Origin of the sequence: Chryseobacterium polytrichastri (assembly GCF_900142445.1) — a bacterium.
GTDB classification, from domain to species: Bacteria; Bacteroidota; Bacteroidia; order Flavobacteriales; family Weeksellaceae; genus Chryseobacterium; species Chryseobacterium polytrichastri.
Map to the genome: position 1 here is coordinate 1 of NZ_FRAV01000020.1, position 26,437 is coordinate 26,437.

Consider the following 26,437-nt stretch of genomic DNA (forward strand, 5'->3'; position numbering starts at 1 on the left):
TTCAGATTACAACTTAGAGGCGTGCGAGATAAATCGTTTTTCCTTTTTAGATTATCTAAACTTTTTGCGTAGTCCCCAAGTTTTGGAACTGATCCGATAAATCGTTTTTCCTTTTTAGATTATCTAAACTTTTTGCGTAGTCCCCAAGTTTTGGAACTGATCCATTCATTGAATATAATAATACTCAAAATATTCAAGCAAAAAAAATCTCCCTTAAAAAAGAGAGATTTTGTGGGCCCTGAGGGATTCGAACCCCCGACCCTCTGGGTGTAAACCAGATGCTCTGAACCAACTGAGCTAAGAGCCCTAAATTTTTTAAAGGTGTTAGGAACCTTTGTGGGCGATGAGGGATTCGAACCCCCGACCCTCTGGGTGTAAACCAGATGCTCTGAACCAACTGAGCTAATCGCCCTCTGTAACGTTATTTCCGTTTAGAGTGGTGCAAATATACGACTTATTTGGAAACTTCCAAATTTTTTTCTAAAAATTCTCCAACAACAAAGTTACTTCCGCCAATAAAAATCATTTCTTCGTTTGTAGATTGTTGTTTTGCAGACAAATAGGCGTCTTGTACAGAATTGAAAATTTTATAAATAATTTTTGCGTCAATTAGTAGATTTTCATAATCTTTCGGGTGTCTTCCCCTCTCGATAGAAGGTTTTGCAAAATAAAACTCAGAATTCTCAGGTAATAAAGTCATCACTTCATCGATCTTTTTGTCATTAACAAATCCCAAAATAACATGTTTGTGCTTGTCAATCGAGTTGAGTTGAGTGAAAACCTGTTCTAATCCTGCCTGATTATGCCCTGTATCGCAAATTGTCAAAGGACTTTGGGAGAATTCAAACCAACGTCCGATAAATCCAGTGTTTTTATGAACGTTTAGAAGTCCGTTTTCAATGCTTTTATCAGAAATAGATACATTGAGCTTTCTTAACTCCTCAATTAAGGCTAAAACCACCTTTATGTTCTTTTCCTGGTAATTTCCTTTTAAATCAGATTTGAAACTATTTTTAAGTAATGTAGCATCAACTAAAAAAGCATTTTCTTGGATTGATTTTTCTTTAATAATATTTTTCACGATCTCATTTTCATCACCGAAAACGATAGGAGTGTTGTTTTTAATAATTCCGGCTTTTTCAAATGCAATTTGTTCAATGGTATCCCCAAGTATGTTTTGATGGTCTAATTGAACATTCGTAATGGCAGAAACCAAAGGCTTGATGATATTTGTAGAATCTAATCTTCCGCCTAAACCAACTTCAATAATCGCGAAATCTACCTGCTGCTGATAAAAATATTCAAAAGCCATAATGGTAGTAAACTCAAAAAAGGAGGGAAGAATATCTTTGGGAAGGCCTTTTAGTTTCTGAATGAAATTAAAAACAAATTCTTTGTCACAATTGGCTCCATTTACTTTTATACGTTCGGTAAAATCAATAAGATGAGGGGAGTTGTATAAACCAATCTTGTAGCCTGCATCCTGAAGAACTGAGGCTAGCATATTGCTTGAAGAACCTTTTCCGTTGGTACCGCCAATATGGATGCATTTTATTTTTTCCTGAGGGTTATCAAAAAAAGCACAGAGTTTAGTGATATTATCTAGACCTGGCTTGTAAGCTTTCTCTCCATCTATCTGATAGTTGGGTGCTTGTACGAAAAGCCAGTCAACGGCTTCTTGGTATTGTTCGTTTGTCATGATGCAAAATTCTCAAAAGTTTGATAAAAATAAAACATTAATTTTTTTTATCTGTAACTTTTTTATATTTGGCTCGTCTAATATCATAAAATCAGAATATGAAAAAAGTTTGGATTATTGTTTTGGGATTAACAAGTATGGGTTTAAGTGCTCAGAAAAGATGGTCCTTAAGAGAATGCGTAGACTATGCAGTAGAGCATAATCTTCAGGTGATCCAAAATCAATATTCAAAACAGATTCAGGATTCTAATCTTAAAATGGCAAGAAAGCAATATCTACCATCTGTAACTGGAAGTATGTCTAATAGTGTAAGTTTCGGGCAAACTTCATTCGGAACAGGAAGTTTGAGGAATGATAGATTCAGCAACAGTTCTAATTTAGGGGCAGATATCTTGGTTTATAATAATGGGAGGTTAGAAAAAAATATTAGAAAAAGCCAGTTTGATGTAGAAGCTAGCCAATATGATATTGAAACCATTAAAAATGATATTTCTCTACAAATAGCGCAACAATATCTTACAACTTTGTTGAATAGAGAAATTGTCAAGATTTCAGAGAGTGCAGTTGAAAATGCCCAGAAACAATATGACAGAGCAAAAATAACAACGCAGGTTGGGACTACGGCCCAGACTATTCTGGCGGAAGCAGAAGCTGCATTAGCAAGGGAAAAACAAAATCGTAAAACAGCAGAAATTAATGTTGGAAGGAGCCTCTTTGCAATGGCACAACTTTTACAGCTATCTGATTATAAAGATTTTGATGTTGAAAATGTAGAAGTTCCTGATCAGCTGGAGCCACAGTTAAAATCAGTTGATGAAGTTCTTACTACAGCATATGAAAATCAACCTCAGATAAAAGCAGCAGAAAGCAGAATAAATTCTGCCTTGGCACAAACAGAAGTAAGTAAAACAGCATTTTGGCCTACCCTTTCTGCAAGTGCGGGAGTAGGAAGTTTTTATAATAACCTTTTAACGACCAATACAACAGGATATGATGCGTTTGGAAATCGTATCATGGAAAAAAACTTATTTGGTCAGTATAAAGACAATTTTGGTCAGCAGGCTAGCCTTTCGCTTAATGTTCCTATTTTCAATAAAGGAATTACCAAACTTCAGGTTGAGCAATCTAAAATAAATGAAAGTGTTGCTAAGATTACTCTTGAGCAGCAGAAACAAACGATAAGACAAAATGTTCAGAAAGCACAGTTTGACGTAGATGCTAATTATGAAACGTTTTTATCTGCTGTGGAAACAGAAAAAAGTACAAAGCTAGCTCTGGATTTTGCTGATAAAAGCTATACAGCAGGAAGAACGACCATCTATGACGTGAATGTTGCCAGAAACAACTATGCTAATGCACAAGGTTCTGTGGCACAAGCTAAATATAATTATCTTTTCAGCCTTAAATTATTGAACTTCTATGCAGGAATTCCATTAAGTTTGTAAAATGTCTATTCAATCATTAGAAAAATATTTACCAGAGAATACCCTTCAATATTTAAAAAATTGGTTTTTAGATTATTATATTCATATAAAAATTACACGAAATAGGAATTCGAAACTGGGTGATTATAGAAAACGCCCAGATAATTCCCATGAAATAACTATAAATTCTACGCTTCCTCCGCAACTTTTTTTCTTTGTACTGACCCATGAATTGGCTCATTTAATTGCATTTGAAAAATATGGAAGACGCATTTCTCCTCATGGAAATGAGTGGAAAGAAACCTTTCGATTAATGCTTCTTGAAAGTCTTGAAGTGTATGAGGAAGAGTTGAGACCTATCATCACCAGGTTTTCTAAGTCTCCTAAGGCCAATTTTATGGCGAGTCCCGATTTAGTTAAATATTTTCACATTGAAAAACAAGATGATACCCTTCAGTTTATTGAAGAGCTTCAAAAAGGGGAATATTTTATCTATCGAAATGAAAAGTATTTGTTAGAGGGATTAATTAAAAAAAACTACCTTTGTAAGAACCTGGCTACTGGAAGGAAGTATTCTTTCAAACCTTTAGCAAGGGTAGAAAAATGTAGTTAAACATGTCAAATTCAGATAAATACTGTGTGATAATGGCTGGTGGAATCGGTAGTAGATTCTGGCCGCTGAGCACGCAGAAATTTCCAAAACAATTTCAGGATATTCTAGGAACAGGGAGAACAATGATTCAGCAGACCTATGACAGAATCAAAAAAATCATTCCCAATGAGAATATATTTGTCATTACAAATAAAGAGTATGTATCTCTTTCTCATCAACAGTTGCCGGAAGTACCAGAAGAGAATATCGTTGGGGAACCTTTGATAAAAAATACGGCTGCGTGTAATCTTTACATGGCCAATAAAATTGCTGAAATAAACCCGAATGCTACAATGATTGTTCTTCCTGCAGATCATTTGATTCTGAAAGAAGATGTTTTTGTAGAAAAAATGGAGGTGGCTTTTGACATTGCTTCTAAGCATGATTATCTTGTGACTTTAGGGATTAAACCTACACGACCTGACACAGGATATGGATATATACAATTTGTAGATAAAAAAGATTCAGAATATTTCAAAGTAAAAACCTTTACAGAAAAGCCAATTCTTGAGCTTGCACAAAGCTTTCTTGAAAGTGGTGATTTTCTTTGGAATGCAGGGATTTTTATCTGGAATGTAAAAAGTATTCAACATGCTTTTGAAACGTACCTCCCTGAGATGACACAGCACTTTATGGCTTGTGAATATAATGCGGAAAGCGAAAAAAGCTGTATTGAAATTATTTATCCTAAAGTTCAAAAAATTTCAATAGACAATGGTATTTTAGAAAAAGCTAAAAATGTTTACGTAGTACCTTCGGATCTTGGTTGGAGTGATTTGGGAACATGGACTTCCGTATATGAAAATACAGAGAAAGACGAGAACGAAAACGCAGTAAAACAAAAGCATATTCTTACTTATAATGCAAGTGGAAATATTATCCACGTTAAAAACACGAATAAAGCAATTGTTGTTGACGGATTGAAAGATTTTATTGTTGTAGATACAGAAAAAGTCTTATTAATTTGTCCGAGAGATCATGATCAGCTTATAAAAGATTATGTTCTTGATCTAAAAAGTTTAAAAACAGGTGAGAAATTCATTTAGAAAGATGGCATAATTTCTGCCACGTTTTGAATTATGATAAAAAATACCTTCAAACTTATTTTGTTGACTTTCTTTCTTTTAGGAGTACTTGCATATTCTCAGGAGAAGAAAAAATTTAGTAGTATTCCTAATATTTTGAGGGGAATTGTGCCTAATAATAAAACAGATTTTTGGGTGTTGGTTTATAATACCTATGCAAAAGATCAGGAGGTTAAGGTTTCAGGAACTAAAAAAGAGTATATACCCCAATCTTCAGGGTTTAACCTTTTCCCTAATGAAGACAGTTTCTATTATATTGCCTATTCTTCTGGTGGAAAAATGAATTATGTGACGGATCTTGATGGCTTGAAAACCTTTATAGGAAAAGTTGACAATATTGAAGAAGCTGCGATTGCCGCCACGGTAGATGGATACCTTGTAGATGAAGAATTTAAAGATGTTGCAGGAAATTATTATGAAGATGCTTCTAACTACTATCTGGATTTAGGGAAACTGACGTCAAAAGAATGCCCTTACCAAAAAAAGCATTATACAGTAACGATAAATAAGTCTACCGGAGCCATTACCAATGTAAAAGACAACGGATCCTATATTGAGCTTTACAATAAGAAATGTGCCAATAATCCGAGACTTTTAAAAATCGAAAAAAAGGAAGAACCAAAAGATGAGCCTAAAAAATCAACCAGATCAACCCAACGCAAATAGTGTCTACGAAACTGAAAGGCTGATAATTCGTCCAGTATCAGTGGAGGATAGAGCGTTTATTTTTGAATTGTATAACAGGCCAAAATTTATACAATACATTGGTGATCGTCATATTAATACGATTGATGATGCCGAGAATTATATCAAAAACAGGTTCCTTCCACAACTTGAAAGGACAGGATTTGGAAATTATTTGGTGGTTACTAAAGATAGTAATGAAAAGATTGGTGCTGTAGGAATTTTCGAAAGAGAAGGGTTAGATATCCTAGATATAGGGTTTTCTCTCTTGGAAGAATTTGAAGGGAAAGGCTATGCTTATGAAGCGGCTCTAAAAGTAAAATCTATTGGAATGGATGATTTCGGATTAAAAAAGATTTCTGCGATTACTTCAAAAGACAATTTTTCTTCCCAAAACTTAATCAAAGAATTAGGCTTAACATTCAAAAATCATGTAACGCTTCCCAACGAAGATGAAGAGTTAATGTATTTTGAAACAGAATAAAAAAATACAAGAAGCACTAATATTTTTACAAATATCATTAATGAGTTGTGTCATTCGTGAAAATATTAGTGTCATTCATGTTTAAAATCTATCCTTCTAAAATCTGTTCAGCAGCCGTTTTTGAAGTCACTTTCTCAATCACTCTTTCACAAACGCCTTTTTCATCAAAAATGAAAGTCGTTCTTACAATTCCCATATATGTTTTTCCGAACGTTTTCTTTTCCTGCCAAACTCCGAATTTTTCAATAATATCACGGTTTTCATCAGCAATAAGATCATAAGGAAAAGCAAATTTGCTATGGAAGTTTTTCTGTTTTTTCACAGAGTCTCCACTTATTCCTAATAATTGAAACCCAGCTTTTTCTAATTGAGAATAATTATCGCTCAAATTACAAGCTTCTACCGTACAGGTTGGAGTATTGGCTTGAGGATAAAAGAAAATAACTAACTTTTTTCCAATTAATTTTGATGAGCTTACGGTTTCTCCTTCTTGGTTCGTTCCTTCAAATTCAGGTAATTTATCTCCAACTTTCAACATAATGATTTAATTTTGTTCAAATTTAATAGTTAAATGACAAAAAAGCAAAGAGCAGAACTTGTTCAGTTAGAATTAGAAAAATTATATCCTGTTGTTCCTATTTTTTTAGATCATACAGATGTTTATACGCTGATGGTTGCTGTTGCCCTTTCTGCGCAAACTACCGACAAGAAGGTAAATGAGGTAACTCCCGAACTTTTCGCGGTAGCAGGAACGCCACAAAGAATGGCGAAATTGGAGGATTTTGAAATTAAAGAACTCATCAAAGAAATTGGACTTTCGAATACAAAAGCTAAGAATCTGAAAAAAATGGCAGAGCAACTTTTGGAAAAACATAACGGGATTGTACCTCAAACCTATGAAGAACTTGAAGAATTGGCAGGTGTGGGGCACAAAACGGCTTCTGTAGTGATGAGCCAGGGCTTCGGATTTCCCGCTTTTCCTGTCGATACACATATTCACAGATTGATGACGCAATGGAAGCTCACTTCCGGAAAAAACGTGGTAGAAACGGAAAAAGATGCCAAAAAATTATGGAAAGAAGAGTTTTGGAATAAACTGCACCTTCAGATTATTTTTTATGGTAGAGAATATTCGCCTGCGAGAGGAAAAGGGGAAAAGGATTTTATTACGAAAATGATGTTTGATAAATAAAAGAAAAACAACCTAGAAAAGGTTGTTTTTACTATTCAGAAATATAATTTTTAGTTATCCAGTAATCTTCTGTGGTAATTAATTTGTCCTAAATGATAACTCAAATGCCCAAATAAATGAATCAGAAAATATTCAGTGGTCATTTTGTATCCAAGGGCTTCAAGAGGATATTCTTTTTCAAGATCTTCTGCAGATAATTTGTCAAGCGTTGAAACCACAACGTCTAAAGTTTTTTCAACTTTTTCAATTAATTCTTCTCTTGGAATATTTTTTAATGAAAACTCTAGTTCCCGATGTCTGATGTATCCTGAATTTCCTAATTGAGCACCAATAAAGGTATTGAGATTTCCGACTAGATGAAGGCAAAGGTTTCCTCCGGAATTGGTGACATTTTTATCTATTTTCCACATTGAATCTTCGTTTTGATAAGATCCAATTTCTTCTTTTAATTTATTGAGATCTCTGGTGTAAAGAGATTTTAGACTTTCTGTTATCATTTTTCTAATTTTAAATACCATTCCTTTAAAGGGTGGATTTTGTTAAATAAAAAGACGGGGCAGTTAAATATACACCCCGCCAAATTTATAATGTTTTCAAACTATTTTAATCTTGGTTTACTTCTGCTTCTGCGCCCAAAGCTCCATTTTTCTATTCAAAACATTTAATGGAAGACATCCTTGGCTCAATACTTCATCATGGAATTTTGCTAAATTGAACTTACTTCCCAATTCTTTTTGATATTGATCTCTCAATTCACGAATTCTCAATGAACCGATTTTGTAACCCAAAGCTTGTCCAGGCATTGCCATATATCTTTCAACTTCTGCAGTTGCGCCCGCTTCATCGTATGAAATGTTGCTTAAGAAATATTTTATAGCTTCTTCTCTCGACATTTTTCCTGTGTGAATTCCTGTATCAACAACCAATCTCACAGCTCTTAGCATCTGATCGCTTAAATATCCCATTTTTTGATAAGGATCTGTATATAATCCGAATTCCGGACCTAGAGTTTCGCAGTAATGCGCCCAACCTTCACCGTAGGCTCCAAACCATCCGAATCTCATAAACTTCGGTAATTTTGTGTTTTCCTGTTGTATAGAAACCTGATAATGGTGTCCAGGAATAGCTTCGTGTAAGAAAAGAGACTCCATTCCTGAAGTAACATTGAATTTAGAAGGATCGGGAAGGGGAACGTAGAAAATTCCCGGTCGTTTTCCGTCTGGTGTTCCTTGAATATATTCTGCACTGGCACTGGCTTCTCTGAATTTTTCAGTTTGTCTGATTTCAAATTTTGTTTTAGGAGTCACGCTAAACATGGTTTTTAGTTTCGGAGTGATCTTGGCTAAAATCGCATTGAATCCGTTTAAAACATCTTTAGAAGTTTTGTAAGGCATGGCTTTAGGATCTGTTTTTACAAAGGTGATGAACTCTTCCAGAGTTCCTGTAAAGCCAACTTGTTGTTTTACTTTCTCCATTTCTGCACGAAGCATAGCCACTTGCTGAAGTCCAATTTTATTGATCTCTTCTGGAGATTTATTGGTTGTTGTCCAGCTTTTTACATAATAAGCATAGATATCGCTTCCTTTTGGTAGGCTGTTGTAACCGTCTGTGTCTCTTCCTTTTGGCAAGTATTCTGTTTCTAAGAATTTACCCATTTTAGTGTAAGCGGGAATTATTTTTTTAGAAATTGCCTCTTGATACAGTTTAGTGAATTTATCTTTTTGAGCAGTAGTGAAATTTTTCGGGAAATGCTGAATGGGGCCGTAGAAAATGTTTTTTTCAAAATTAGGATTGATGATCTCCTCGGCTTTCATCTGAGGAATCATTTTTACAATCAGTTTTTTAGGTAAAACCATCTTATTATTGATTCCTTCTTTAAAGTTTTCGATGGCGGCATCCATCCATAAAGGGAATTTATCCATTCTTTTTAACCAGTCTTCATAATCTTTTTCAGTTTTAAAAGGCTGACTTCCTTCTCCACTTCCATACAATGGGAAATTTAAAGGGAGACCTCCAAATTGAGTAAAAGGAATGTATTCCGGATGATAAGCATAAGCTTCAGTTTTATCTTTTAAGGTGAAATCCAACACATCAAAAACAACTTTATCATCATCAGAAAGGCTCTTGTAATCTACCTGATCCAATTGTTTCTGAACAGAATTATAGAAAGCTACTTCGCCTGAAATGAAATCTTTATCGATATTGATCGGAAGTTGATCATTATATCTTAGGTCTCCTTGTGATGTAGCATCCAGCGGATACAATTTTAGATATTGCTCATAATAATTGGAAGCAATAGAATCTATATTGGTAGGAGTAACTTTCGTTAAAGGAGAATCGGATTTTTTACATGAAATTAAGCTTACAGCTAAGCCTAACCCTAAAATGCTTTTCGATAAAATGTTTTTCATTTTCAGAATCTTTATGAAAACAAAAGTAAGTATTATTGAAAATAAACCGATTATTAATAAACTCGATTTTTAGAAAAATAATTTTCAAAAAATTTTCCACTTTCAATCTATTTTTTATCTTTGCTGATAACGTTTAACAATCATATATATTACAGCTCTTTTTTAAGAAATAATGAAAGGGATTTTAAAAATTTACCATCCGGACGAAACGCTAACATACAATATTAGAAATACTTATTGCAAAGCGGTTTACAGTAACCAAGAACATTTTCTTGAGGTTGAAATCATAACGGATGACAGCTTGGATCATATAGATGATGATTCTTTACACTACAATTTTCCACAGCTTTCGCTTAATGTTTTCGATTTTCCTATCGAAACAGCAGAAATAGCAGGAAAAACCATTCAAATCAATGATTCTGATGAAGAAACCTACACAGAAGTAGATCTATTCGACGATGAAGAGGCTTTTATCTATGATAATGAGCTTCAATTCGAGAAAAATGAAGAAGATGTGCTGCAAGTAACTTGGAAAGGAACCATTGATGATTTCTATACAGGATCGGACACGCCGATTTCTTTTAGGCTCAAATGCGAATTTAAACAAGATGATATTGTAGTAGACGAGGATTAAGATTCATTTTTCCTCAGTCGTTTTGTAATCAGATTTCTTTTCAAAATAATTTTTTGGAGAGAAATTTGCTATTGATAATAAATAAAAAATTTTAAGTTGTTTTTAAGCAATTTTTAAGACATCAATTCATAATATTCCACTATTTTTGTCGTTAAAACCTTTATAAATATTCATATCAATGCTGTTAACGGAACTTACTCAGATTTTATTTGCACAAATAACTGCACCTGCAGTTGCAACAGACGATTTAGAATTTTCATTTTGGAAGATCATGTTCCACGGAGGGGCTTTCGCTAAAATAGTAATGTTTACCGTACTGGCACTTGGTGTATTTTCGGTATATCTGTTTTTTGAAAGATTTTTCTTTATTAAAAGACTCACTTCAAAAACAGATTCTGATTTTATGAATAATATTGAAGATTTTATTAAGGAAGGAAAAATAGAATCGGCAGCAGATTACTGTAAAAGACAAAACTCTCCTGAAGGAAGAATTTTAGAAAAAGGAATTTCAAGATTGGGACGCCCTGTTTCAGATATTGTAAGCGCTATGGAGTCTCAGGCTCAAGTAGAAGTTGCCAATATGGAGAAAAACCTTAACCTTTTGGCGGTAGTACCAAGTATTGCTCCGATGTTAGGACTTTTGGGAACGGTTATCGGAATGATCATAGCATTCTTTAATCTATCTCATGCATCAGGATCTTTCTCTCCTAAAACATTGTCAGAAGGTATTTATACGGCCTTGGGACAAACTGCGGTTGGTCTTGCAGTAGCAATTCCTGCTAACTTTTTCTACAATATTCTTTTAACAAGAATTGATAAATTCGTATTAAGGGCTCAGAATATGTCTGGCGAATTTTTAGATCTTATCAACAAACCTTTATAAATCTTTCCAGATGAAAATTCAGAGAAGAAATAAAGCAAATCCCGAATTCAGTTTAGCAGCGATGACAGATGTTATCTTGCTGATGCTGATATTCTTTATGATTACTTCATCAGCAGCCAACCAAAGTGCGATTGAGGTAAATCTACCAAAAGCGGGAGCGGTAGAAGATAATATTCCCAATCCTTTAGTGGTAAGCATTAAACCGGATGGGTCCTATTTTGTGGATGATAATCCTGTAACGAAAGACCAATTGGAGTCTGTGATTGTGAGTAAATTAACCAATCAAACCAATAAGTCTTTTACCATTCGTGCAGACGAAAATACAATGCATAAAGATGTTGTTTTCGCTATGGAAATTGCTGAGAAGAATAAATTTAATATTGCCATTGCAACAGTTAAAGATAAATAATAACAGGTAAGGATCATTTTGAAATGAGAGGCTATACAGCAGATAAAAACGAGCATAACAAAGACAGGATAAAAAGTGCCATACTTTCTATTCTTATTTGGTCTGCCATCTTGCTTTTTGTTTTTCTTTATAAATTAAAACCAGAGTTGGATAAAAAACCAGATGAGGTAATTACCACAATGTTGGTTAATTTTGGAGATAATCGAAATGCGAAAGGTGTTGAAGAGCCCGCGGAGCAAGAGGGAAGTTTAGCTGCGGCTACAGAAGAAGTAACTCCAGAGCCTGTTGAAGCTGCTGTTCCTGAAACGAAAACGATAGTAAAACCAGAACCCAAGCCAGAGGTTAAAAAGGCCGAAGTTAAGGAGAAGGTTATTACAGGGAAAAATTCAAAGCTTACGGTTCCTAAAAAGGAAAAAGAAGAAGCGAAAAAATCTGATAAGAAAGCCGCAACAAGCGCTTCTGCTTCTAAGAATACTAAAAAGGCAGGTGCCGCAACCGCCAATTCCAAAACAGGAAATGGAGACGGAAAAGGAAATGCTGCCATTGGAAATTTAATTAAAGGAAGAGGAACAAAAGCCGGAAGTCAGGGAACTGGAGAAGGAGTAGGAAATTCCGGAGATCCTTTAGGGGGTGATGGAAATGGCGATAGTAAAGTTGGAATTGATAGAAAGTTAATCGGATATATTCCCGGAACGATGGGAAGAGGTGGAGCGCAACCTAGTAATAGCTGCACAGCAAGTGGAACAATTACAATAGCATACACTGTAGATAAAGCCGGAAATGTAGTCTCAGCAAGACGATCAGGAGGAACATCCGATTCCTGTATTTCTTCTACGGCGGTATCTTGGGTTAAAAAGTATGTGAAGGCTGAAAAAGCAAGCACATCCTCAACAGGAACCTATAAAATTACATTCTAAAATATAAAAGCACTTTATTCAAGTGCTTTTTTTATTTCGTTGATTCTGTTGATAACCGGAAGTGCAAAAATTCCGCTGGTTTGAAGATACAGTTCATAGAACGTTTTTGCTTTGTCTAAAAAGTCATTGTTTTGTTGTCCTCTGCCCGTAAAATAGAAAAGATTCCCAAGCATTTCATAATAATCTTTGTGATCTCTTTCCTGTCTTTCGTTGACGATTTCTATAATTTCTTCTTTTGATTTTGATGAAAGGGTAGCAAAATCAAACTTGAAAATATCTCTCATTAACGTTTCGAAATCTAATTCTTTCTGCATTAAACTTTCCTCAGGTTTGTCTAAAATCAGTTTTTCTAATGCTTGAGTTAACTGACGTATGAGTCGTAATGTGAATTCTTTATCTGTGATCATATTTATCTTTTTATTATTTATATATTATTAATGGTTTGTTACAAAAAAACTACAATAGATAGGAAACCTGCAATGACAAAAATAATTAAACTATAGCAAACATCATTTTGGTCAGATTTTCTGTTCTCTAATTTACTGTATCTATGATTTATAGATTTGGTTATGAGTAAAGGTATTGGTTCTTTTTTGTAAATCCATTTAAAAATAAAACGAGTAATTTGTAAGAATATAAAAATTAAAAAAGGTAAAATAGAGGATGTAAAATCTTCTTGTACTGTTAGCCATAATGTACAAATTGCTAACCACAGTAAGAAAAAATAAATATTCCTAAATTTTTCTGATAATGGAGTTGAAATTGGTACCCACCAAAGGGCCATAAAAACTATTGATCCCATTATTTTTATAATCTCTAAATGGATTTGAATATATTTAAAATAGTAAATGAGAATTTCTATGAACACGATTAAGCTAAGTGAAATTATTTCATATAAACTCAACGGTTTTAGAAAAAATCCAAATTTTATATTTTTCAACTTAAGGAGTTTAATTTTTAATTGATATACTTATGCAAAAAACAAATAAGCCAAAGCAATTGCAGTAATAACACCTACTAAATCTGCCAAAAGCATAGCAATTACCGTATATCTAGTGTTCTTCACGGCTACAGCTCCAAAATAAACTGCAATCACGTAAAACGTCGTATCTGAGCTTCCCTGAAGAACTGCTGCTAACTTCCCTTGGAAACTGTCTGCTCCGAAAGTTGACATTGTATCCACCATCATTCCACGAGCTCCGGAACCGGATAAAGGTTTGATTAATGCTGTTGGAAGTCCGTCAACAAAACGAGGGTCGAAATTAGCAGTATAGGCCACCCATTTCATTCCATCGATGATGACATCAAAAACGCCGGAAGTTCTTAGAAGAGAAATAGCAATCAACATTCCCACTAAATAAGGAATGATCTTGACACAGGTAGTGAAACCTTCTTTTGCGCCTTCAATAAAAGCATCAAAAACATTAATTTTTTTATAAAGAGCACCGAGTACAATTCCTAAAAATATAAAAAGTATTAATCCATTGCTTAACACTTTGCTAAAAGTGTCTAATTCGTCTTTACTTAATTGAACCAAGTATACCACCAAAAGTCCAATGATCGCTGAAATTCCGCCTACATAAGCGATAACTACGGGACGAAGAAGATTTATTTTCTGATATAAAGAAACAATGATCATGGCTGCTAACGTCGCTGCAAACGTGGCAATCATACACGGAAGAAAAATATCCGTTGGCGTTTTAGAACCCATAGAAGCTCTGATTGCAATGATAGAAACCGGAATCAAAGTCATTCCTCCAGCATGAAGACACAGAAACATAATTTGAGAATTACTCGCGGTATCTTTATTTGGATTTAAAGTTTGCAGACTTTCCATGGCTTTTAAACCAAATGGGGTGGCGGCATTATCCAATCCTAAAAGATTAGCACTGAAATTCATTAACATATGCCCGAAAGCAGGATGGTTTTTTGGTATTTCGGGGAATAATTTTGAAAAGAAAGGTTGAATTAATCGACTTAAAAGATTGATTCCGCCTGCTTTTTCTGCGATACTCATGAATCCCATGAATAAGGTCATGATTCCTATCAAGCCAATGCAGATTTTTACGGCAGTTTCAGAGGTTCCGATAACGCCATCTGATTCCTGAACACGATATACTTTTACGTCTTGTTTCAGAGAATCTGTTTTGTAATGAATTCTGCTTTCTGCAAAATTCTGTTTTTTCATCAAACTGTCTCGGACAATAGGAGAGAGCGTGCTCATTTTCTGAGTTGCGATTTGCACTGTATCACCGCCCTTCCCAACAACCATATCATTGAAAATGGTTTTGTAATGACTTGATGACATATACTTTATGCTTGCAATAGCAATGGCAACGATAATAAAAGCCGACCAAATTCTGCTGAGAACCATTTGATTAAATTAAAATTTGAGAAAAGATAATAAATTTAATGTAAAACTATTTAAACTTTTATTTTTTTTGAACCATTAAGATTGAATAAGGAGTTAAGAATATTATGATTTAGCTTAAAAAATCAGAATGATTGACCTTAACTCAACTTAAAATCTTAATAAGACTTAATGGTTTTAAAATATTCTTGAAAAATTATTTTTCATCAAGGTAAACTAAATGCCCCGCAAAATCATCATCCAAATTTTTCAGAACTTTTGCGTCTTTCATTTTATCAATTAAAGAATCAATAAAAAATCCCTTTTCAAAAAACTGACGGTGGATTCCGGGTAATAGTTCCATGAAATAATCCATACCTATTTTATTGTTATGAAGATCCATTTTGGTTTCCAGGGGCTTATTAGGAAATAATTCTTCATGCATATCGGTTATTCTTTTGCAGAAATCCAATGCTTTTTCGGGTGAAGAAACCTTGCTGCAGTACATCAGGATAAAAGCACACCAAAGTGAATGTCTGAAAGCGTTTCCTATCCCATTATTAGATGCCGTTTCGGGAAAGCGGTTCTGAGCAATGGTGAAAGCTTGTATGGTGGCATAAAAACTTAATAAAGAAAAGAGAGGATGGGGTAGAACAAGCGATAAAAGGCGCATGATCTTTTTAAAGCTCATACTTCGGATCGTATTGAAAAATATTTTAAAAGTCCTCATAAATAAAAATCTCTCCCCAATTAGAGAGAGATTGTATTGTATTTGTTACAAATTTTAAGCATGTACTGCTAATAAATTTACTGTCTTAGCTACTACTTCTTTAATTTCAGTTCTTTTCACGATGAAATCTACGAATCCTTTTTCCTGCAAGAATTCAGAAGTTTGGAAACCTTCCGGTAAGTCTCTACCGATGGTCTCACGGATAACTCTTGGTCCTGCAAAGCCAATCAAAGCTTTAGGTTCAGCCATGATAATGTCCGCCGTCATTGCGAAAGAAGCTGTAATTCCTCCAAAAGTAGGGTCGCAAAGATATGCAATGTATAAAAGTCCTGCTTCTGAAAGTTGAGCCAATTTAGCCTGTACTTTAGCCAATTGCATCAAAGAGTACGTTGCTTCCTGCATTCTCGCTCCTCCAGACTGACAAATAATCATATAAGGAAGTTTGTTGGCGATACAGTAATCAATTGCTCTTCTGATCTTTTCACCCATTACAGAACCTAACGATCCTCCAATAAAAGCGAAATCCATACAAGAAACTACCATTTTAGTCCCGTTTACAGTTCCTACACCATTTCTAATAGAATCAGTAAGCTTTGTTTTTGCTCTTACTTCTTTTAAACGGTCTGCATAAGCCTTTGTATCTTTGAAGCCCAGGATGTCTATACTTTCAACATTAGCATCTAGTTCAGTGAATTTACCTTCGTCAAAAAGGATATCAAAAAATTCTGCACTTCCTATTCTTACATGAAATCCATCTTCAGGAGAAACATAATTGTTTTTCTTAAGTTCATCATGTTCTACTACTTTTCCTGACGGAGTTTGGTGCCAAAGACCTTTGGGAACATCCTTTTTTTCATCAGTAGAGGTCGTAATGTTTTTTGCTTTTCTTTTAAACCAGTCGAATGCCATTTTATAAGTATTAATGTACAATGTAGAATGCAAAATGTATAAAGAGGTAAGTATTTGAATGACTCACTGCTTTATACATTTCACTTTTTACAAATTGTTATTTTAAAGTATTTACGTTATTTAAGTCTTCAAACGCTTTAACCAATCTTGTTGAGAAAGTTTCTTCACCTTTTCTTACCCAACCTCTTGGGTCATAGAATTTTTTGTTAGGTTTTTCTTCTCCTTCAGGGTTTCCGATTTGAGCTCTTAAATAATCGATATTGTTAACCATGTAGTCTCTAATTCCTTCTGTATAAGCGAACTGAAGATCTGTGTCAATGTTCATTTTGATTACACCGTAATCAATTGCTTCTCTGATCTCTTCTAAAGTAGACCCTGAACCTCCGTGGAATACAAAATTCACAGGCTTTTCACCAGTTCCGAATTTCTCTTCAACAAATTTCTGAGAGTTGTCTAGGATTTTTGGAGTAAGAACCACATTTCCTGGCTTATAAACTCCGTGTACGTTACCGAATGCTGCTGCAATCGTAAAGTTATCAGATACTGCTTTTAGTTTTTCGTAAGTATAAGCAATATCCTCAGGTTGAGTATATAATTTAGAGTTGTCTACATCAGAGTTATCTACACCATCTTCTTCCCCTCCTGTAACACCAATCTCAACTTCTAAAGTCATCTGCATTTTAGCCATTCTCTCGAAATACTTAACAGAGATTTCTAGGTTTTCTTCTAAAGATTCTTCAGAAAGATCTAGCATGTGAGAAGAGTAAAGAGATTTACCTGTCTGCTTGTAAAATTCTTCACTAGCATCCAATAATCCGTCGATCCAAGGCAATAGTTTTTTTGCACAGTGGTCTGTATGTAAAATTACAGTTGCTCCGTAAGCTTCTGCAAGAGTATGAATATGTCTAGCTCCGGCAATAGATCCTAAAATAGCTGCCTTCTGACCATCATTGCTTAATCCTTTTCCTGCGTTAAAAGCAGCTCCACCGTTAGAAAACTGAATAATAACAGGAGAGTTTAATTTTGCTGCAGTTTCCATAACAGCATTTACATTGCTAGAACCAATTACGTTTACAGCTGGTAATGCATATTTGTTTTCTTTAGCATGCTGAAAAATATCAGTAACTAATTGACCTGTGGCAACTCCTGCCGGGAAAATTCTGCTCATGTTTTACTTTTTATATAATTTATTAGGTGTTTCTAAAATTCCTGTAAAGGTAAGAATTTTTGATAAATTGTTAATTTCTTTTGTCGCGCCCCCAAAGTAGTTTCTGGCGGATGGTTTCATAGAAGCTCAGATCATTAGGCTGTACCAAAAGTATCTGGAAACTTGCCTTTTTAATAATGATCTCTTTATCTGTTTCTATATGGATTAATCTTGAATCTAGAGAAAGAGAATATTGAGGCACTCTGCTTTCTACTTTGAATTTTATTTCAACTCGGTCATTTACAACTAAGGGTCTCACATTCAGGTTGTGAGGAGCAATAGGAGTGATGACGAAGTTTTCGTTATTGGGAGAAATGATGGGTCCGCCACAGCTTAAAGAATAAGCAGTAGAACCTGTTGGGGTAGAAACGATAACGCCGTCTCCCCAAAACACATTTAAAAATTCATCATTAATATATGAATCAACTGTTACCATGGAAGTTGTTTCTTTTCTGGAAACGGTAACATCATTTAAAGCATACGGAAAAAATTCGTCAGATCTTGGTGAAACGACCTCGATTACTGCACGACGGCTCGTTTTTACATCACCTTTTAAAATAGCATCCAACTCTTTGAAAGCTTCTTCTTTGGTAAAACTTGCCAAAAATCCTAATCTTCCGGTGTTTACCCCAACGATAGGGATTTCCAAATCTTCAATAAAGGTTAAAGAATTTACGATTGTTCCGTCTCCACCGAAAGTGAAGAAAAGATCAACTTCTTTATCAATAAGATCCTGTTTGTTATTAAAGGTCTCAAATATTTTTGAAAACTGAAGCGCTTCCGCCATTACCTCGTACAAAACAGATTTTACGCCTCTGCTTTCCAGTTCTGAAACAAATTTGCTTAAATATAAAAAAGTATCAAGATCTTTTTTCTGAGAATATATGGCTGCCTTCATGTTTAAATTTCTATGAATTTTTGTAAAAACCCGAACCTGTCTTTAAACAGATCAGATTTTTCATCAGAATAGAATTTTTCTACAATTCTATAATCATAACGGTCAAAAGTTGCGTCTATCGAGCCCAGATTTTCATTGCTGATCTTTATGGTCACATGAATCACTTCGTCGGACATAAAGCTGATGAATCCGCCATAAAATTTAGAGTTGTTGCTCTCAATAATATTGGCAATTTCTGTCATTGAATATTTTCTGGCAGGGGTTTCAATCGTAAGGATAGCTCCTAGCTCCGAAAACAGCGGATATTTAGACAAATCCTGGAAAATGTCTTCACAGCCGATGTATCCCAAATACTTTTCACTTTTACTGATAACAGGAACGATATTAGCATTGAAGGTATAAAACAAACGAATGCTGTCCATAATATTGTTATCTTCTAAAATAGCGAATCGCTCGATCTGATGTTCAAGATCTTTCAGGGTTCCTTCTTCTTCATAAAGGAAATCTTGCGCAATTGCACCGTAAAAGTGATGGGATTTTTTAACGAAGACATGGGAATATCCAAAGTCCTCTAACATGTTTCTTGCTGATTCTATTGAGTCAGTCAAGCTAAAACACGGGAAATCTTTTGAGATATAGTCCTTGATAAACATTGTGCTAATTTATAAAAAATTAAACGAAACTTTTTCTGAAAACCTATATTTTTTTTGGGAAAAATAAAAAAACCAATTTTAAAATTTGTTCGCGACGAAAAAAAAAGTATCTTTGTCGCCTTTCATTTTTACTTTTTATTAGATTTATTTCAAACTGCACTGTCTTTTAGACATATGCAGTTTTTTTATTTTAGGGCTTTTGTGAACTCCCACATCACGATTCCTCCACATACGCTCACATTTAAAGAATGCTTGGTTCCCAACTGAGGAATCTCTAAGAATGTATCAATATTTTCCAATGCTTCATCGCTAATACCTTCTACTTCGTTTCCTAGAATTAACGCATATTTCTTTGTCTTATCAATGGTGTAATCTGTAATCATCTGGCTGTTTGATGTTTGTTCAATGCCAATGATTTCAAATCCTTTACTTTTAAGATCACTAATGGTTGTGTTAATATCGCTTTCATGGCTCCAATCAACACTTTCGGTTGCGCCTAATGCCGCTTTATGAATTTCACGGTGGGGCGGTTGTGGAGTAATTCCGCACAGAATAATTTTTTCAATTAAAAATGCATCTGCCGTTCTGAAGGTAGCACCCACGTTGTGCATACTTCTTATATTATCTAAAATAATGATTAAAGGAATTTTCTCAACTTTTTTGAATGTTTCTACATCTATTCTGTTAAGTTCTTCCAGTTTTAATTTGTGTACCAATGTATTGTGTTGTTGAAATTAATTTTATGTCTTTATAAACTTTCTTCTACTTAATAATAAACTCATATCTGTTTCTATTATTATCTACGAACTTCATTTCTCTTTGGATTTTGCTTACTAGATAAGCTGTTTTCATTGAATATCTTGTTGATAATTGAGCTTTTATCTTTATTAAGAAGTTTCCTTTAGTCCTCTAATTTATCAAAATTATCATTAAAAAAGGTATTAATGGCTTCAGAATATAAATTAAAGGTTAGTCTAAACTCATTATAATAAGGATTGCCCTCCCTAAAGTATGTCTTTTTATTTTTTCAAGCCCATGATCTGATGAACGTTTTTTTCAATATTCTGAGCCAACGCTTCCATCGGAATATCATTTTCATCATTATTAAAAGGGTCTTCAATTTCTTCTGCAATCATTTCAAGACTCATCAACACATAATAAACAAAAACGGTCAATGGAATCATGAAAAGGCCAATAGTAATGACATAGGCAATGGGCAATGCAAAAACATAAAGAATAATGAACTTCTTGATAAATGAAGAGTAAGAATAGGGAATTGGGGTGTTTTTAATTCTCTCACATCCTCCACAAACATCTAGAAAACCCGAAAGTTGAGTGTCGAGATACAATATTTCAATCTCCGATATTTTACCTTCTTTTTTTAATTGACTGAGCTTGTGAGTGAGCAGTATAATTATTTCAGACGGACCGTGATGCTTCAATGATTTTTCAATTTCAGAATAATCTTCGTCCAAAGCCAGCCTTGTAGATTCTTTAGAAAGGTGCTTGGCTAAAAAGTGCGGAAAGAACTTTAGATATCTTGCAATTTGTTCAGCATCTTGCCTGTCATTTATTAATATGTTATTAATCTTCACTGCAAAATTTCGGGTGTCGTTTACCAATTTTCCCCAAAGCTTTCTTCCTTCCCACCATCTGTCATACGCCGTATTTGTCCTGAAAACCAATAATAAAGAAAGAACAAATCCTAATAAAGAATGAATCATCCCTACGTTGCTAACTCCGGATTTTGAAGTAAGATGAAGGTATTCTACTTCTAAATATTGGATTCCCCAAGAATATAATCCCACAAGAATCATACTTGGGAAAAGAATCTTCAGCGTATCACTTTTATGTAAACTGAAAAGGATTTTAAGGAAATGCTTGGTATTGTAGGCTCTCATAAATTTCGTTAGTCTTACAAAGATAAAATTTTCATTTTTGCATACTTTATATAAAACTTAAAATATGTTTAAAATAGCTTAGATATTAAGAAGACCAAAGATTTTAGCATCAACAAATTTTCCTTTTTCAAAGAAGAAATCACGCATCGTTCCTTCTTCACTAAAGCCTAGGGAAAGCAACAGTTTTTCAGAAGATATATTCGCAGGATCAATAAAAGCTTCTACACGGTGAAGTTTCATTGTTTCAAGTCCGAAGATCAAAATGGGAAGAATGGCTTCTTTCATATAGGATTTCTTCCAGAATTTTGGGTTCAATTCATACCCAATTTCAGCTTTAAAATGCTCTTTATGCCAATTGTGATAGCCACAAGTTCCAATAACTTTCTTTTCTGATTTTAATTCTATGGCCCACCGGAAACCCTTTCCTTCCTCAAATTCTTTATTAAAAAGCTGAATAACATTTTCAGCATCTTCTAATGTTTTAAAGGTTTCAAGATCATAATATTCCATGACTTCATCTAAAGAAAAGTATTCAAACAAATCTTTGGTGTCATGAAGGGTCAATTGTCTTAAAAGCAATCTTTCAGTTTCTAAGATGGGATAGGTCATTGTTTCTATTTTACTGAAAATTACAATAAATATTTTATTGGAGAAATAAATTAATGTGAACTCTTAAATTTTCAGAAAAAACATTAATTCTAAAACAATTTCCTAACCCTGAATTTATTCTTTAAATTTGGGGCTCATTTTTTATTATGGCTAAAGCAAAGAAAGAAACCCCGTTAATGACGCAGTATAATACCATCAAGGCGAAATATCCTGATGCGCTTTTATTATTTAGGGTAGGGGATTTTTATGAAACTTTCGGGCAGGATGCCGTTAGAACTTCCCAGATTTTAGGAATTGTTTTAACCAAAAGAGCAAATGGAGACGGTCATATAGAATTGGCCGGATTTCCGCATCATTCTGTAGATTCTTATTTGCCAAAGTTGGTGAGAGCAGGACTTCGTGTGGCAATTTGCGACCAATTGGAAGATCCTAAAACCGTAAAAGGAATTGTAAAAAGAGGTGTGACCGAGTTGGTTACGCCGGGAGTTACGTTCAATGATCAGGTTTTAAATTCAAAAAAGAATAATTTTCTGCTTTCTCTTCATAAAGAAAAAGAGAAATACGGAATCGCTTTGGTGGATGTTTCAACAGGTGAGTTTTTGGTGAGTGAAGGAAATTTAGATAAAATACTTCATATTGTCAATACTTTTGATCCCAGTGAGATCATTTATCAGAGAAGTGTTCAGCTTCCGGAGCAGCTTAAAAATAAAAGTGCTTTCAAACTGGAAGACTGGGCGTATCAATATAATTTTGGTTACGAAAAGCTGACGAATCATTTTAAAACCAATTCTTTGAAAGGTTTTGGTATTGAAAATTATCAATTGGCCATTGCTGCGGCAGGCGCTATCTTTGCTTATCTGGTTGAAGATACGCATCATAATTTATTAGCTCATATTACAAAAATTCAGGTGATTCCTCAGGAGGATTTCTTGATGATGGATAATTTCACGCTGAGAAACCTGGAAATTGTTTATCCAAGCAATCCACAAGGAAAATCATTATTAGATATAATCGACAAAACTTCAACTCCGATGGGAGGAAGGCTGTTGAGAAGAAGAATTATACTTCCTTTAAAATCAGTATATGAAATTGGAAGAAGGCTTTCTTTAATTGATTTTTTAAATGAAAACGATAATCTGAAATACGAAATTTCCCAATTATTAAAGGCGATTTCCGACTTAGATAGATTAATGGGGAAACTGGCTGCCGAAAAGATCTCTCCTAGAGAATTAGGACATTTGCGCCAGAGTTTAATTAATATTCATAAAATTAAGGCATTGCTTCATCCTCATGCAGATGTTTTGGCTTGGCTTCAGCCGTTGTCTGATTTAGATGAATTAATTAAATCTTTACAAAATTCGCTTAATGAAGAGCTTCCGGTAAGTTTGGCGAAAGGAAATGTGATTAAAAATGGCATTTCTGAAGAGCTGGATATGTTGAGAGGACTTCAAAATAAAGGAAGAGGTTTTCTTGATGATATGTGCCAGCGAGAAATCGAAAGAACGGGAATTACAAGCCTTAAAATTGATTTTAACAATGTTTTCGGATACTATATTGAAGTTCGAAATACCCATAAAGATAAAGTTCCGAGCGATTGGTTGAGAAAACAAACGTTGGTGAACGCGGAACGTTATATCACCGAAGAATTAAAAGAATATGAAAGCCAGATTCTTGGCGCTGAAGAAAAAATCAGTGTTTTAGAAAATCAACTGTACAGAAGTGTATGCTCTGAAACAATGGTTTACATGGATCAGATTCAAGAGAATTCTAACATTATTGCACAATTGGATGTAGCGGTTGGTTTATCTGAACTGGCTGTTTCTGAAAGTTATACCAAACCTATTTTAACGGAAACTTTTGCGATTGATCTAAAAGAGGCAAGGCATCCAATTATTGAAAATGCACTTCCGTTGGGAGAAAAATATATTCCAAATGATATTTATTTAGATAAAGATTCTCAGCAGATTATCATGGTTACGGGACCCAACATGGCCGGTAAATCTGCAATTCTTCGTCAGACTGCTATTGTTTGTCTATTAGCACAAATCGGAAGTTTTGTTCCTGCTAAGCATGCTGAAATTGGAGTGTTAGACAAGATTTTTACAAGAGTAGGAGCAACGGATAATATCTCAGCTGGAGAATCAACTTTCATGGTTGAGATGAACGAAGCTGCCAATATTTTGAATAATATTTCAGACCGAAGTTTAATTTTATTAGACGAAATAGGTCGTGGAACTTCAACATATGATGGGGTTTCCATAGCTTGGGCGATTGCTGAATATCTGCATCAACATCCTACACAAGCTAAAACATTGTTTGCCACGCATTATCATGAATTAAATGAAATGACGGTGAATTTCGAGCGTGTAAAAAACTTCCACGTTTCTATTCAGGAGAACAAAGGAAATATCATTTTCCTGAGAAAATTAGTTCCTGGAGGAAGTGAGCATAGTTTCGGTATCCATGTGGCGAAATTAGCAGGAATGCCGGCAAAAGTGGTGAATAGAGCCAATGAGATCCTGAAAACGCTGGAAGCAAGCCGTTCTCAAAGCAGCTCTTCTGAAAGCATTAAAAAGGTAACGGAAGAAAACATGCAACTTTCGTTCTTCCAATTAGATGATCCTGTGTTGGAAAATATCCGTGAAGAACTGACGAAAATAGATATCAATACCTTGACGCCGATTGAAGCTTTAATGAAGCTGAACTCTATTAAAAAGATGATTGGGAAATAATTTTAAACTGAAGGCTATTTGTCAAAACTCATTGTTAAAGGAACTCGGAATCTATAGCGAACTTTTTGTCCGTTAATTTCAGCTGGAATCCATTTTTCTTTAATTTTTGAAGCAGCTCTAATTACTTCTTCATTAAAGCTTTGATTGTTTCCGGTTGCTTTTATATCAATTATAGAGCCTGCCTTATCAATTATAAAAACAAGTTCACAGCTCATATTTTCGTCTCCAATTATTTTTTTACCTCTTACATTTGTTGCAAGCATTTGTTTAAATACATTGAGACCTTTCGGAAATTCTGCTGATTTTTCAACATCGGGAAATTTTTTTTCAGAAGATTTTTCAAGAATAAGTTCATTAAGCTCCTCTGTTCCTTTTACGGATTCTTGTCCAAAAACATGCGAACCTAATATGATGCTAAGAAAGAATAATATTTTCTTCATTATTAAAGTTTTTTGCAAAAATAAACTTTAATATTTCTTCAACGACAGAGGAAAGGTATATAAATAACGAACAGGTTCATTATTTATCATTGCAGGTTTCCATTTTACAAACATTCTTCTGATGGCAGTTTCGGCGGCCTCTGAATGCTTTTTATCATCTCCGGTGGCAGTTACATATCGTACATAACCATTTTTTTCAACGATAAAATAGACTCGGGTGTCAATTTTCTTTGAGTCAACATCAATAATATCCATGTTGTCTGCAAATTTTCTATGGAAAGCATCCATTCCTCCAGGGAATTCCGGTGCCTTATCTGCTTGAGTTACGACACCATCTAAATTCATTTTTGATTTTAACACCACATAATTTGGAATTGCAGACCCATTTTTTGAAGGGATCTTATTTGTCATAATTCCTTGCCCAAATATTAATATGCATAAAAACGCTCCAAGAAATAAAAATGTTTTTTTCATAACTATTTTTTTTCGTTAAAAAGATGTGCGTTTTAGTAAAAGCAAAAAGAGAGCCTAAATTATAAACGATTGTATTCGTAAGTCGTTATTTCTGTTGAGTATAGTGTTTAGTTGTGGGTGTTTTGTTTCCTAGTGAGGGGTGTATCATTTTATTCAATAATTAATCAAAACCAAAAAAATGACACCAAAAATGATGTCATTATAAGTTTAATAAATTACGTTTAAATATTAGCAGCAAACTCCTTTTGCATTACAAGCTCCAATGTAAGGTTCACCATCTGAAAAACAGAAGCAAGTTGTTACACATTTAATTTCTCCAGCGCCGTTAACTCTTTCTAATTGCTTTCTAGTGAGTTTTTTTAGATTTTTCATAAAAATAGTTTTGGTTTGTATTACGAATATAAAAAATAAATCATTACAAAGGGATAAAATTCTTTTAAGATTAATCTTTTGATAAACTCGTTAAAATTAGCTATCATTAAAAAAACACCTAATTTTGAGTATGAAAAATACAATCTATATCTTATTTCTGTTTGTATGTTTCACTGTTTTAAAGGCACTGTGAAAAGTAGAGAAATAATATCTTTGTCAAAATATATGAACAGGAACGGGCTTTGGTCTGTTTTTTTTAATAAAAAAATAAAGCCAAAATATACATATGAAATTTAAATTCAGCTTGAAATACCTCCTTTTAACAATTCTAATCTTCTTGGGTGAGGTTTTAATTGCCACAAAATTAAAGCATATTTTCTTTGTGAGAGCGTATCTGGGAGATGTGATTGTCGTGATTCTTTTGTATACTTTCGTTAAAAGTTTTTTGATCATTAATAATCAAAAATTGATTTTAGGAATCTTGGCTTTTTCTTGTTTGGTTGAATTTGCACAATACTTTAAGATTGCAGACCAATTAGGCTTCCCGGAAGGAAGCCTGATGTATATTGTGGTGGGGAATTCTTTTTCCTGGATTGATATTTTATGTTATGCGGCCGGGTGTTTGATGACCTATCTCTTTGTGAAGTTTGAAGAGTCAATAAGCTTACAAAAGCTTATTTAAGATTAA

30 protein-coding genes and 2 tRNA genes are annotated in these 26,437 nt (G+C 34.1%); 12 read left to right on the top strand and 20 right to left on the bottom strand.

The window, feature by feature from the left end; genetic code table 11:
* Positions 1 to 232: 232 nt before the first annotated feature.
* The 3 genes from BUB80_RS13080 to BUB80_RS13090 all read right to left on the bottom strand — a co-directional run bounded on the left by BUB80_RS13080 (position 233) and on the right by BUB80_RS13090 (position 1,699).
* A tRNA-Val gene (locus BUB80_RS13080) sits at positions 233 to 307 on the bottom strand.
* Positions 308 to 337: 30 nt separating this feature from the next.
* Positions 338 to 412 (bottom strand) — tRNA-Val (locus BUB80_RS13085).
* 42 nt (positions 413 to 454) lie between these two features.
* Positions 455 to 1,699, bottom strand: coding sequence for a bifunctional folylpolyglutamate synthase/dihydrofolate synthase (locus BUB80_RS13090; RefSeq protein ID WP_073293524.1), 1,245 nt, complete (start codon positions 1,697 to 1,699; stop codon positions 455 to 457).
* A 98-nt stretch (positions 1,700 to 1,797) separates the two neighbouring features.
* On the opposite strand from BUB80_RS13090, the gene BUB80_RS13095 reads away from it, so the two are divergent.
* Genes BUB80_RS13095 through BUB80_RS13115 form a run of 5 tightly spaced genes read left to right on the top strand, consistent with a single transcriptional unit; the run spans position 1,798 to position 6,028 of the window.
* Positions 1,798 to 3,144 carry a TolC family protein gene (locus BUB80_RS13095; RefSeq protein ID WP_073293526.1) on the top strand — a complete coding sequence of 449 codons (1,347 nt, stop codon included), beginning with the start codon at positions 1,798 to 1,800 and terminating at the stop codon, positions 3,142 to 3,144.
* Between the two features lies 1 nt (position 3,145).
* Positions 3,146 to 3,736 carry a SprT-like domain-containing protein gene (locus tag BUB80_RS13100; protein ID WP_073293528.1) on the top strand — a complete coding sequence of 197 codons (591 nt, stop codon included), beginning with the start codon at positions 3,146 to 3,148 and terminating at the stop codon, positions 3,734 to 3,736.
* Between the two features lie 2 nt (positions 3,737 to 3,738).
* Positions 3,739 to 4,821: a mannose-1-phosphate guanylyltransferase gene (locus tag BUB80_RS13105; protein WP_073293530.1), complete on the top strand. Its 1,083-nt coding sequence runs from the start codon at positions 3,739 to 3,741 to the stop codon at positions 4,819 to 4,821.
* A gap of 33 nt (positions 4,822 to 4,854) precedes the next feature.
* Positions 4,855 to 5,526 carry a hypothetical protein gene (locus tag BUB80_RS13110; protein ID WP_073293532.1) on the top strand — a complete coding sequence of 224 codons (672 nt, stop codon included), beginning with the start codon at positions 4,855 to 4,857 and terminating at the stop codon, positions 5,524 to 5,526.
* Positions 5,486 to 6,028, top strand: coding sequence for a GNAT family N-acetyltransferase (locus BUB80_RS13115; RefSeq protein WP_073293534.1), 543 nt, complete (start codon positions 5,486 to 5,488; stop codon positions 6,026 to 6,028). The genes BUB80_RS13110 and BUB80_RS13115 overlap by 41 nt, the downstream gene beginning before the upstream one ends.
* Positions 6,029 to 6,116: 88 nt before the next feature.
* Here the strand turns inward: BUB80_RS13115 and bcp are convergent, their stop codons facing one another.
* On the bottom strand, positions 6,117 to 6,566 hold the full coding sequence (bcp, locus tag BUB80_RS13120) for a thioredoxin-dependent thiol peroxidase (protein ID WP_073293536.1): 450 nt from the start codon (positions 6,564 to 6,566) through the stop codon (positions 6,117 to 6,119).
* A gap of 33 nt (positions 6,567 to 6,599) precedes the next feature.
* On the opposite strand from bcp, the gene BUB80_RS13125 reads away from it, so the two are divergent.
* Positions 6,600 to 7,220 carry an endonuclease III domain-containing protein gene (locus tag BUB80_RS13125; protein WP_073293538.1) on the top strand — a complete coding sequence of 207 codons (621 nt, stop codon included), beginning with the start codon at positions 6,600 to 6,602 and terminating at the stop codon, positions 7,218 to 7,220.
* 50 nt (positions 7,221 to 7,270) lie between these two features.
* On the opposite strand, the gene BUB80_RS13130 is transcribed toward BUB80_RS13125, so the two are convergent.
* Together BUB80_RS13130 and BUB80_RS13135 are read right to left on the bottom strand one after the other, a co-directional pair.
* Positions 7,271 to 7,717: a DinB family protein gene (locus tag BUB80_RS13130; protein ID WP_073293705.1), complete on the bottom strand. Its 447-nt coding sequence runs from the start codon at positions 7,715 to 7,717 to the stop codon at positions 7,271 to 7,273.
* A gap of 117 nt (positions 7,718 to 7,834) precedes the next feature.
* Positions 7,835 to 9,631, bottom strand: coding sequence for a DUF885 domain-containing protein (locus tag BUB80_RS13135; protein WP_073293540.1), 1,797 nt, complete (start codon positions 9,629 to 9,631; stop codon positions 7,835 to 7,837).
* Between the two features lie 172 nt (positions 9,632 to 9,803).
* Between BUB80_RS13135 and BUB80_RS13140 the strand changes: the two genes are divergently transcribed.
* The 4 genes from BUB80_RS13140 to BUB80_RS13155 all read left to right on the top strand — a co-directional run bounded on the left by BUB80_RS13140 (position 9,804) and on the right by BUB80_RS13155 (position 12,474).
* A complete protein-coding gene (locus BUB80_RS13140) occupies positions 9,804 to 10,265 on the top strand; it encodes a hypothetical protein (RefSeq protein ID WP_073293542.1) in 462 nt (153 codons plus the stop codon).
* Positions 10,266 to 10,443: 178 nt separating this feature from the next.
* Positions 10,444 to 11,148, top strand: a complete 705-nt coding sequence (locus tag BUB80_RS13145; protein ID WP_073293544.1) for a MotA/TolQ/ExbB proton channel family protein — start codon at positions 10,444 to 10,446, stop codon at positions 11,146 to 11,148.
* A 10-nt stretch (positions 11,149 to 11,158) separates the two neighbouring features.
* Complete coding sequence (locus tag BUB80_RS13150) at positions 11,159 to 11,557, top strand: ExbD/TolR family protein (RefSeq protein WP_073293546.1); 399 nt, start codon at positions 11,159 to 11,161, stop codon at positions 11,555 to 11,557.
* Between the two features lie 23 nt (positions 11,558 to 11,580).
* Complete coding sequence (locus BUB80_RS13155; protein ID WP_073293548.1) at positions 11,581 to 12,474, top strand: ferric siderophore ABC transporter substrate-binding protein; 894 nt, start codon at positions 11,581 to 11,583, stop codon at positions 12,472 to 12,474.
* Between the two features lie 14 nt (positions 12,475 to 12,488).
* On the opposite strand, the gene BUB80_RS13160 is transcribed toward BUB80_RS13155, so the two are convergent.
* The 11 genes from BUB80_RS13160 to BUB80_RS13210 all read right to left on the bottom strand — a co-directional run bounded on the left by BUB80_RS13160 (position 12,489) and on the right by BUB80_RS13210 (position 21,731).
* Positions 12,489 to 12,881 carry a hypothetical protein gene (locus BUB80_RS13160; RefSeq protein WP_073293550.1) on the bottom strand — a complete coding sequence of 131 codons (393 nt, stop codon included), beginning with the start codon at positions 12,879 to 12,881 and terminating at the stop codon, positions 12,489 to 12,491.
* 38 nt (positions 12,882 to 12,919) lie between these two features.
* Complete coding sequence (locus tag BUB80_RS13165) at positions 12,920 to 13,414, bottom strand: hypothetical protein (protein ID WP_073293552.1); 495 nt, start codon at positions 13,412 to 13,414, stop codon at positions 12,920 to 12,922.
* Between the two features lie 30 nt (positions 13,415 to 13,444).
* Complete coding sequence (locus tag BUB80_RS13170) at positions 13,445 to 14,848, bottom strand: nucleoside recognition domain-containing protein (RefSeq protein ID WP_073293554.1); 1,404 nt, start codon at positions 14,846 to 14,848, stop codon at positions 13,445 to 13,447.
* A gap of 193 nt (positions 14,849 to 15,041) precedes the next feature.
* Positions 15,042 to 15,554, bottom strand: a complete 513-nt coding sequence (locus BUB80_RS13175; protein WP_073293556.1) for a DUF6973 domain-containing protein — start codon at positions 15,552 to 15,554, stop codon at positions 15,042 to 15,044.
* 54 nt (positions 15,555 to 15,608) lie between these two features.
* Positions 15,609 to 16,463 carry an acetyl-CoA carboxylase, carboxyltransferase subunit beta gene (gene accD / locus BUB80_RS13180; protein ID WP_073293559.1) on the bottom strand — a complete coding sequence of 285 codons (855 nt, stop codon included), beginning with the start codon at positions 16,461 to 16,463 and terminating at the stop codon, positions 15,609 to 15,611.
* 97 nt (positions 16,464 to 16,560) lie between these two features.
* Positions 16,561 to 17,631, bottom strand: coding sequence for a class II fructose-bisphosphate aldolase (gene fbaA, locus BUB80_RS13185; protein ID WP_073293561.1), 1,071 nt, complete (start codon positions 17,629 to 17,631; stop codon positions 16,561 to 16,563).
* 70 nt (positions 17,632 to 17,701) lie between these two features.
* The gene (locus tag BUB80_RS13190; RefSeq protein ID WP_073293563.1) at positions 17,702 to 18,568 is read right to left on the bottom strand and encodes an NAD kinase; all 867 of its coding nucleotides are present in this window, start codon (positions 18,566 to 18,568) and stop codon (positions 17,702 to 17,704) included.
* A 2-nt stretch (positions 18,569 to 18,570) separates the two neighbouring features.
* Positions 18,571 to 19,146, bottom strand: coding sequence for a CBS domain-containing protein (locus BUB80_RS13195; protein WP_228433807.1), 576 nt, complete (start codon positions 19,144 to 19,146; stop codon positions 18,571 to 18,573).
* A 260-nt stretch (positions 19,147 to 19,406) separates the two neighbouring features.
* Positions 19,407 to 19,937 carry an RNA methyltransferase gene (locus BUB80_RS13200; RefSeq protein ID WP_073293567.1) on the bottom strand — a complete coding sequence of 177 codons (531 nt, stop codon included), beginning with the start codon at positions 19,935 to 19,937 and terminating at the stop codon, positions 19,407 to 19,409.
* 303 nt (positions 19,938 to 20,240) lie between these two features.
* Positions 20,241 to 21,122 carry a bestrophin family protein gene (locus tag BUB80_RS13205; RefSeq protein ID WP_073293569.1) on the bottom strand — a complete coding sequence of 294 codons (882 nt, stop codon included), beginning with the start codon at positions 21,120 to 21,122 and terminating at the stop codon, positions 20,241 to 20,243.
* A gap of 78 nt (positions 21,123 to 21,200) precedes the next feature.
* Positions 21,201 to 21,731, bottom strand: coding sequence for a GNAT family N-acetyltransferase (locus BUB80_RS13210; RefSeq protein WP_073293571.1), 531 nt, complete (start codon positions 21,729 to 21,731; stop codon positions 21,201 to 21,203).
* A 146-nt stretch (positions 21,732 to 21,877) separates the two neighbouring features.
* On the opposite strand from BUB80_RS13210, the gene mutS reads away from it, so the two are divergent.
* Positions 21,878 to 24,463, top strand: coding sequence for a DNA mismatch repair protein MutS (mutS, locus tag BUB80_RS13215; RefSeq protein WP_073293573.1), 2,586 nt, complete (start codon positions 21,878 to 21,880; stop codon positions 24,461 to 24,463).
* A 14-nt stretch (positions 24,464 to 24,477) separates the two neighbouring features.
* On the opposite strand, the gene BUB80_RS13220 is transcribed toward mutS, so the two are convergent.
* From BUB80_RS13220 to BUB80_RS23655, 3 genes are all read right to left on the bottom strand, one after another.
* Complete coding sequence (locus BUB80_RS13220; RefSeq protein ID WP_073293575.1) at positions 24,478 to 24,903, bottom strand: energy transducer TonB; 426 nt, start codon at positions 24,901 to 24,903, stop codon at positions 24,478 to 24,480.
* A 27-nt stretch (positions 24,904 to 24,930) separates the two neighbouring features.
* A complete protein-coding gene (locus tag BUB80_RS13225) occupies positions 24,931 to 25,377 on the bottom strand; it encodes an energy transducer TonB (protein ID WP_073293577.1) in 447 nt (148 codons plus the stop codon).
* A gap of 228 nt (positions 25,378 to 25,605) precedes the next feature.
* The gene (locus BUB80_RS23655) at positions 25,606 to 25,749 is read right to left on the bottom strand and encodes a bacteriocin-like protein (RefSeq protein WP_175549609.1); all 144 of its coding nucleotides are present in this window, start codon (positions 25,747 to 25,749) and stop codon (positions 25,606 to 25,608) included.
* 286 nt (positions 25,750 to 26,035) lie between these two features.
* On the opposite strand from BUB80_RS23655, the gene BUB80_RS13230 reads away from it, so the two are divergent.
* On the top strand, positions 26,036 to 26,431 hold the full coding sequence (locus BUB80_RS13230) for a ribosomal maturation YjgA family protein (protein WP_073293579.1): 396 nt from the start codon (positions 26,036 to 26,038) through the stop codon (positions 26,429 to 26,431).
* Positions 26,432 to 26,437 lie beyond the last annotated feature (6 nt).

Bases quoted from the DNA above. Each gene is read 5' to 3' on its own strand.
- BUB80_RS13170 (WP_073293554.1), bottom strand. From the start codon at position 14,848: ATGGTTCTCAGCAGAATTTGGTCGGCTTTTATTATCGTTGCCATTGCT.
- BUB80_RS13220 (WP_073293575.1), bottom strand. From the start codon at position 24,903: ATGAAGAAAATATTATTCTTTCTTAGCATCATATTAGGTTCGCATGTT.
- BUB80_RS13130 (WP_073293705.1), bottom strand. From the start codon at position 7,717: ATGATAACAGAAAGTCTAAAATCTCTTTACACCAGAGATCTCAATAAA.
- BUB80_RS13145 (WP_073293544.1), top strand. From the start codon at position 10,444: ATGCTGTTAACGGAACTTACTCAGATTTTATTTGCACAAATAACTGCA.
- BUB80_RS13195 (WP_228433807.1), bottom strand. From the start codon at position 19,146: ATGTTAGAGGACTTTGGATATTCCCATGTCTTCGTTAAAAAATCCCAT.
- BUB80_RS13135 (WP_073293540.1), bottom strand. From the start codon at position 9,631: ATGAAAAACATTTTATCGAAAAGCATTTTAGGGTTAGGCTTAGCTGTA.
- BUB80_RS13205 (WP_073293569.1), bottom strand. From the start codon at position 21,122: ATGAGAGCCTACAATACCAAGCATTTCCTTAAAATCCTTTTCAGTTTA.
- BUB80_RS13125 (WP_073293538.1), top strand. From the start codon at position 6,600: ATGACAAAAAAGCAAAGAGCAGAACTTGTTCAGTTAGAATTAGAAAAA.
- BUB80_RS13110 (WP_073293532.1), top strand. From the start codon at position 4,855: ATGATAAAAAATACCTTCAAACTTATTTTGTTGACTTTCTTTCTTTTA.
- mutS (WP_073293573.1), top strand. From the start codon at position 21,878: ATGGCTAAAGCAAAGAAAGAAACCCCGTTAATGACGCAGTATAATACC.
- BUB80_RS13090 (WP_073293524.1), bottom strand. From the start codon at position 1,699: ATGACAAACGAACAATACCAAGAAGCCGTTGACTGGCTTTTCGTACAA.
- BUB80_RS13190 (WP_073293563.1), bottom strand. From the start codon at position 18,568: ATGAAGGCAGCCATATATTCTCAGAAAAAAGATCTTGATACTTTTTTA.
- BUB80_RS13210 (WP_073293571.1), bottom strand. From the start codon at position 21,731: ATGACCTATCCCATCTTAGAAACTGAAAGATTGCTTTTAAGACAATTG.
- BUB80_RS13150 (WP_073293546.1), top strand. From the start codon at position 11,159: ATGAAAATTCAGAGAAGAAATAAAGCAAATCCCGAATTCAGTTTAGCA.
- fbaA (WP_073293561.1), bottom strand. From the start codon at position 17,631: ATGAGCAGAATTTTCCCGGCAGGAGTTGCCACAGGTCAATTAGTTACT.
- BUB80_RS13105 (WP_073293530.1), top strand. From the start codon at position 3,739: ATGTCAAATTCAGATAAATACTGTGTGATAATGGCTGGTGGAATCGGT.
- BUB80_RS23655 (WP_175549609.1), bottom strand. From the start codon at position 25,749: ATGAAAAATCTAAAAAAACTCACTAGAAAGCAATTAGAAAGAGTTAAC.
- BUB80_RS13225 (WP_073293577.1), bottom strand. From the start codon at position 25,377: ATGAAAAAAACATTTTTATTTCTTGGAGCGTTTTTATGCATATTAATA.
- BUB80_RS13140 (WP_073293542.1), top strand. From the start codon at position 9,804: ATGAAAGGGATTTTAAAAATTTACCATCCGGACGAAACGCTAACATAC.
- BUB80_RS13155 (WP_073293548.1), top strand. From the start codon at position 11,581: ATGAGAGGCTATACAGCAGATAAAAACGAGCATAACAAAGACAGGATA.
- BUB80_RS13230 (WP_073293579.1), top strand. From the start codon at position 26,036: ATGAAATTTAAATTCAGCTTGAAATACCTCCTTTTAACAATTCTAATC.
- BUB80_RS13095 (WP_073293526.1), top strand. From the start codon at position 1,798: ATGAAAAAAGTTTGGATTATTGTTTTGGGATTAACAAGTATGGGTTTA.
- BUB80_RS13160 (WP_073293550.1), bottom strand. From the start codon at position 12,881: ATGATCACAGATAAAGAATTCACATTACGACTCATACGTCAGTTAACT.
- BUB80_RS13175 (WP_073293556.1), bottom strand. From the start codon at position 15,554: ATGAGGACTTTTAAAATATTTTTCAATACGATCCGAAGTATGAGCTTT.
- bcp (WP_073293536.1), bottom strand. From the start codon at position 6,566: ATGTTGAAAGTTGGAGATAAATTACCTGAATTTGAAGGAACGAACCAA.
- accD (WP_073293559.1), bottom strand. From the start codon at position 16,463: ATGGCATTCGACTGGTTTAAAAGAAAAGCAAAAAACATTACGACCTCT.
- BUB80_RS13100 (WP_073293528.1), top strand. From the start codon at position 3,146: ATGTCTATTCAATCATTAGAAAAATATTTACCAGAGAATACCCTTCAA.
- BUB80_RS13115 (WP_073293534.1), top strand. From the start codon at position 5,486: ATGAGCCTAAAAAATCAACCAGATCAACCCAACGCAAATAGTGTCTAC.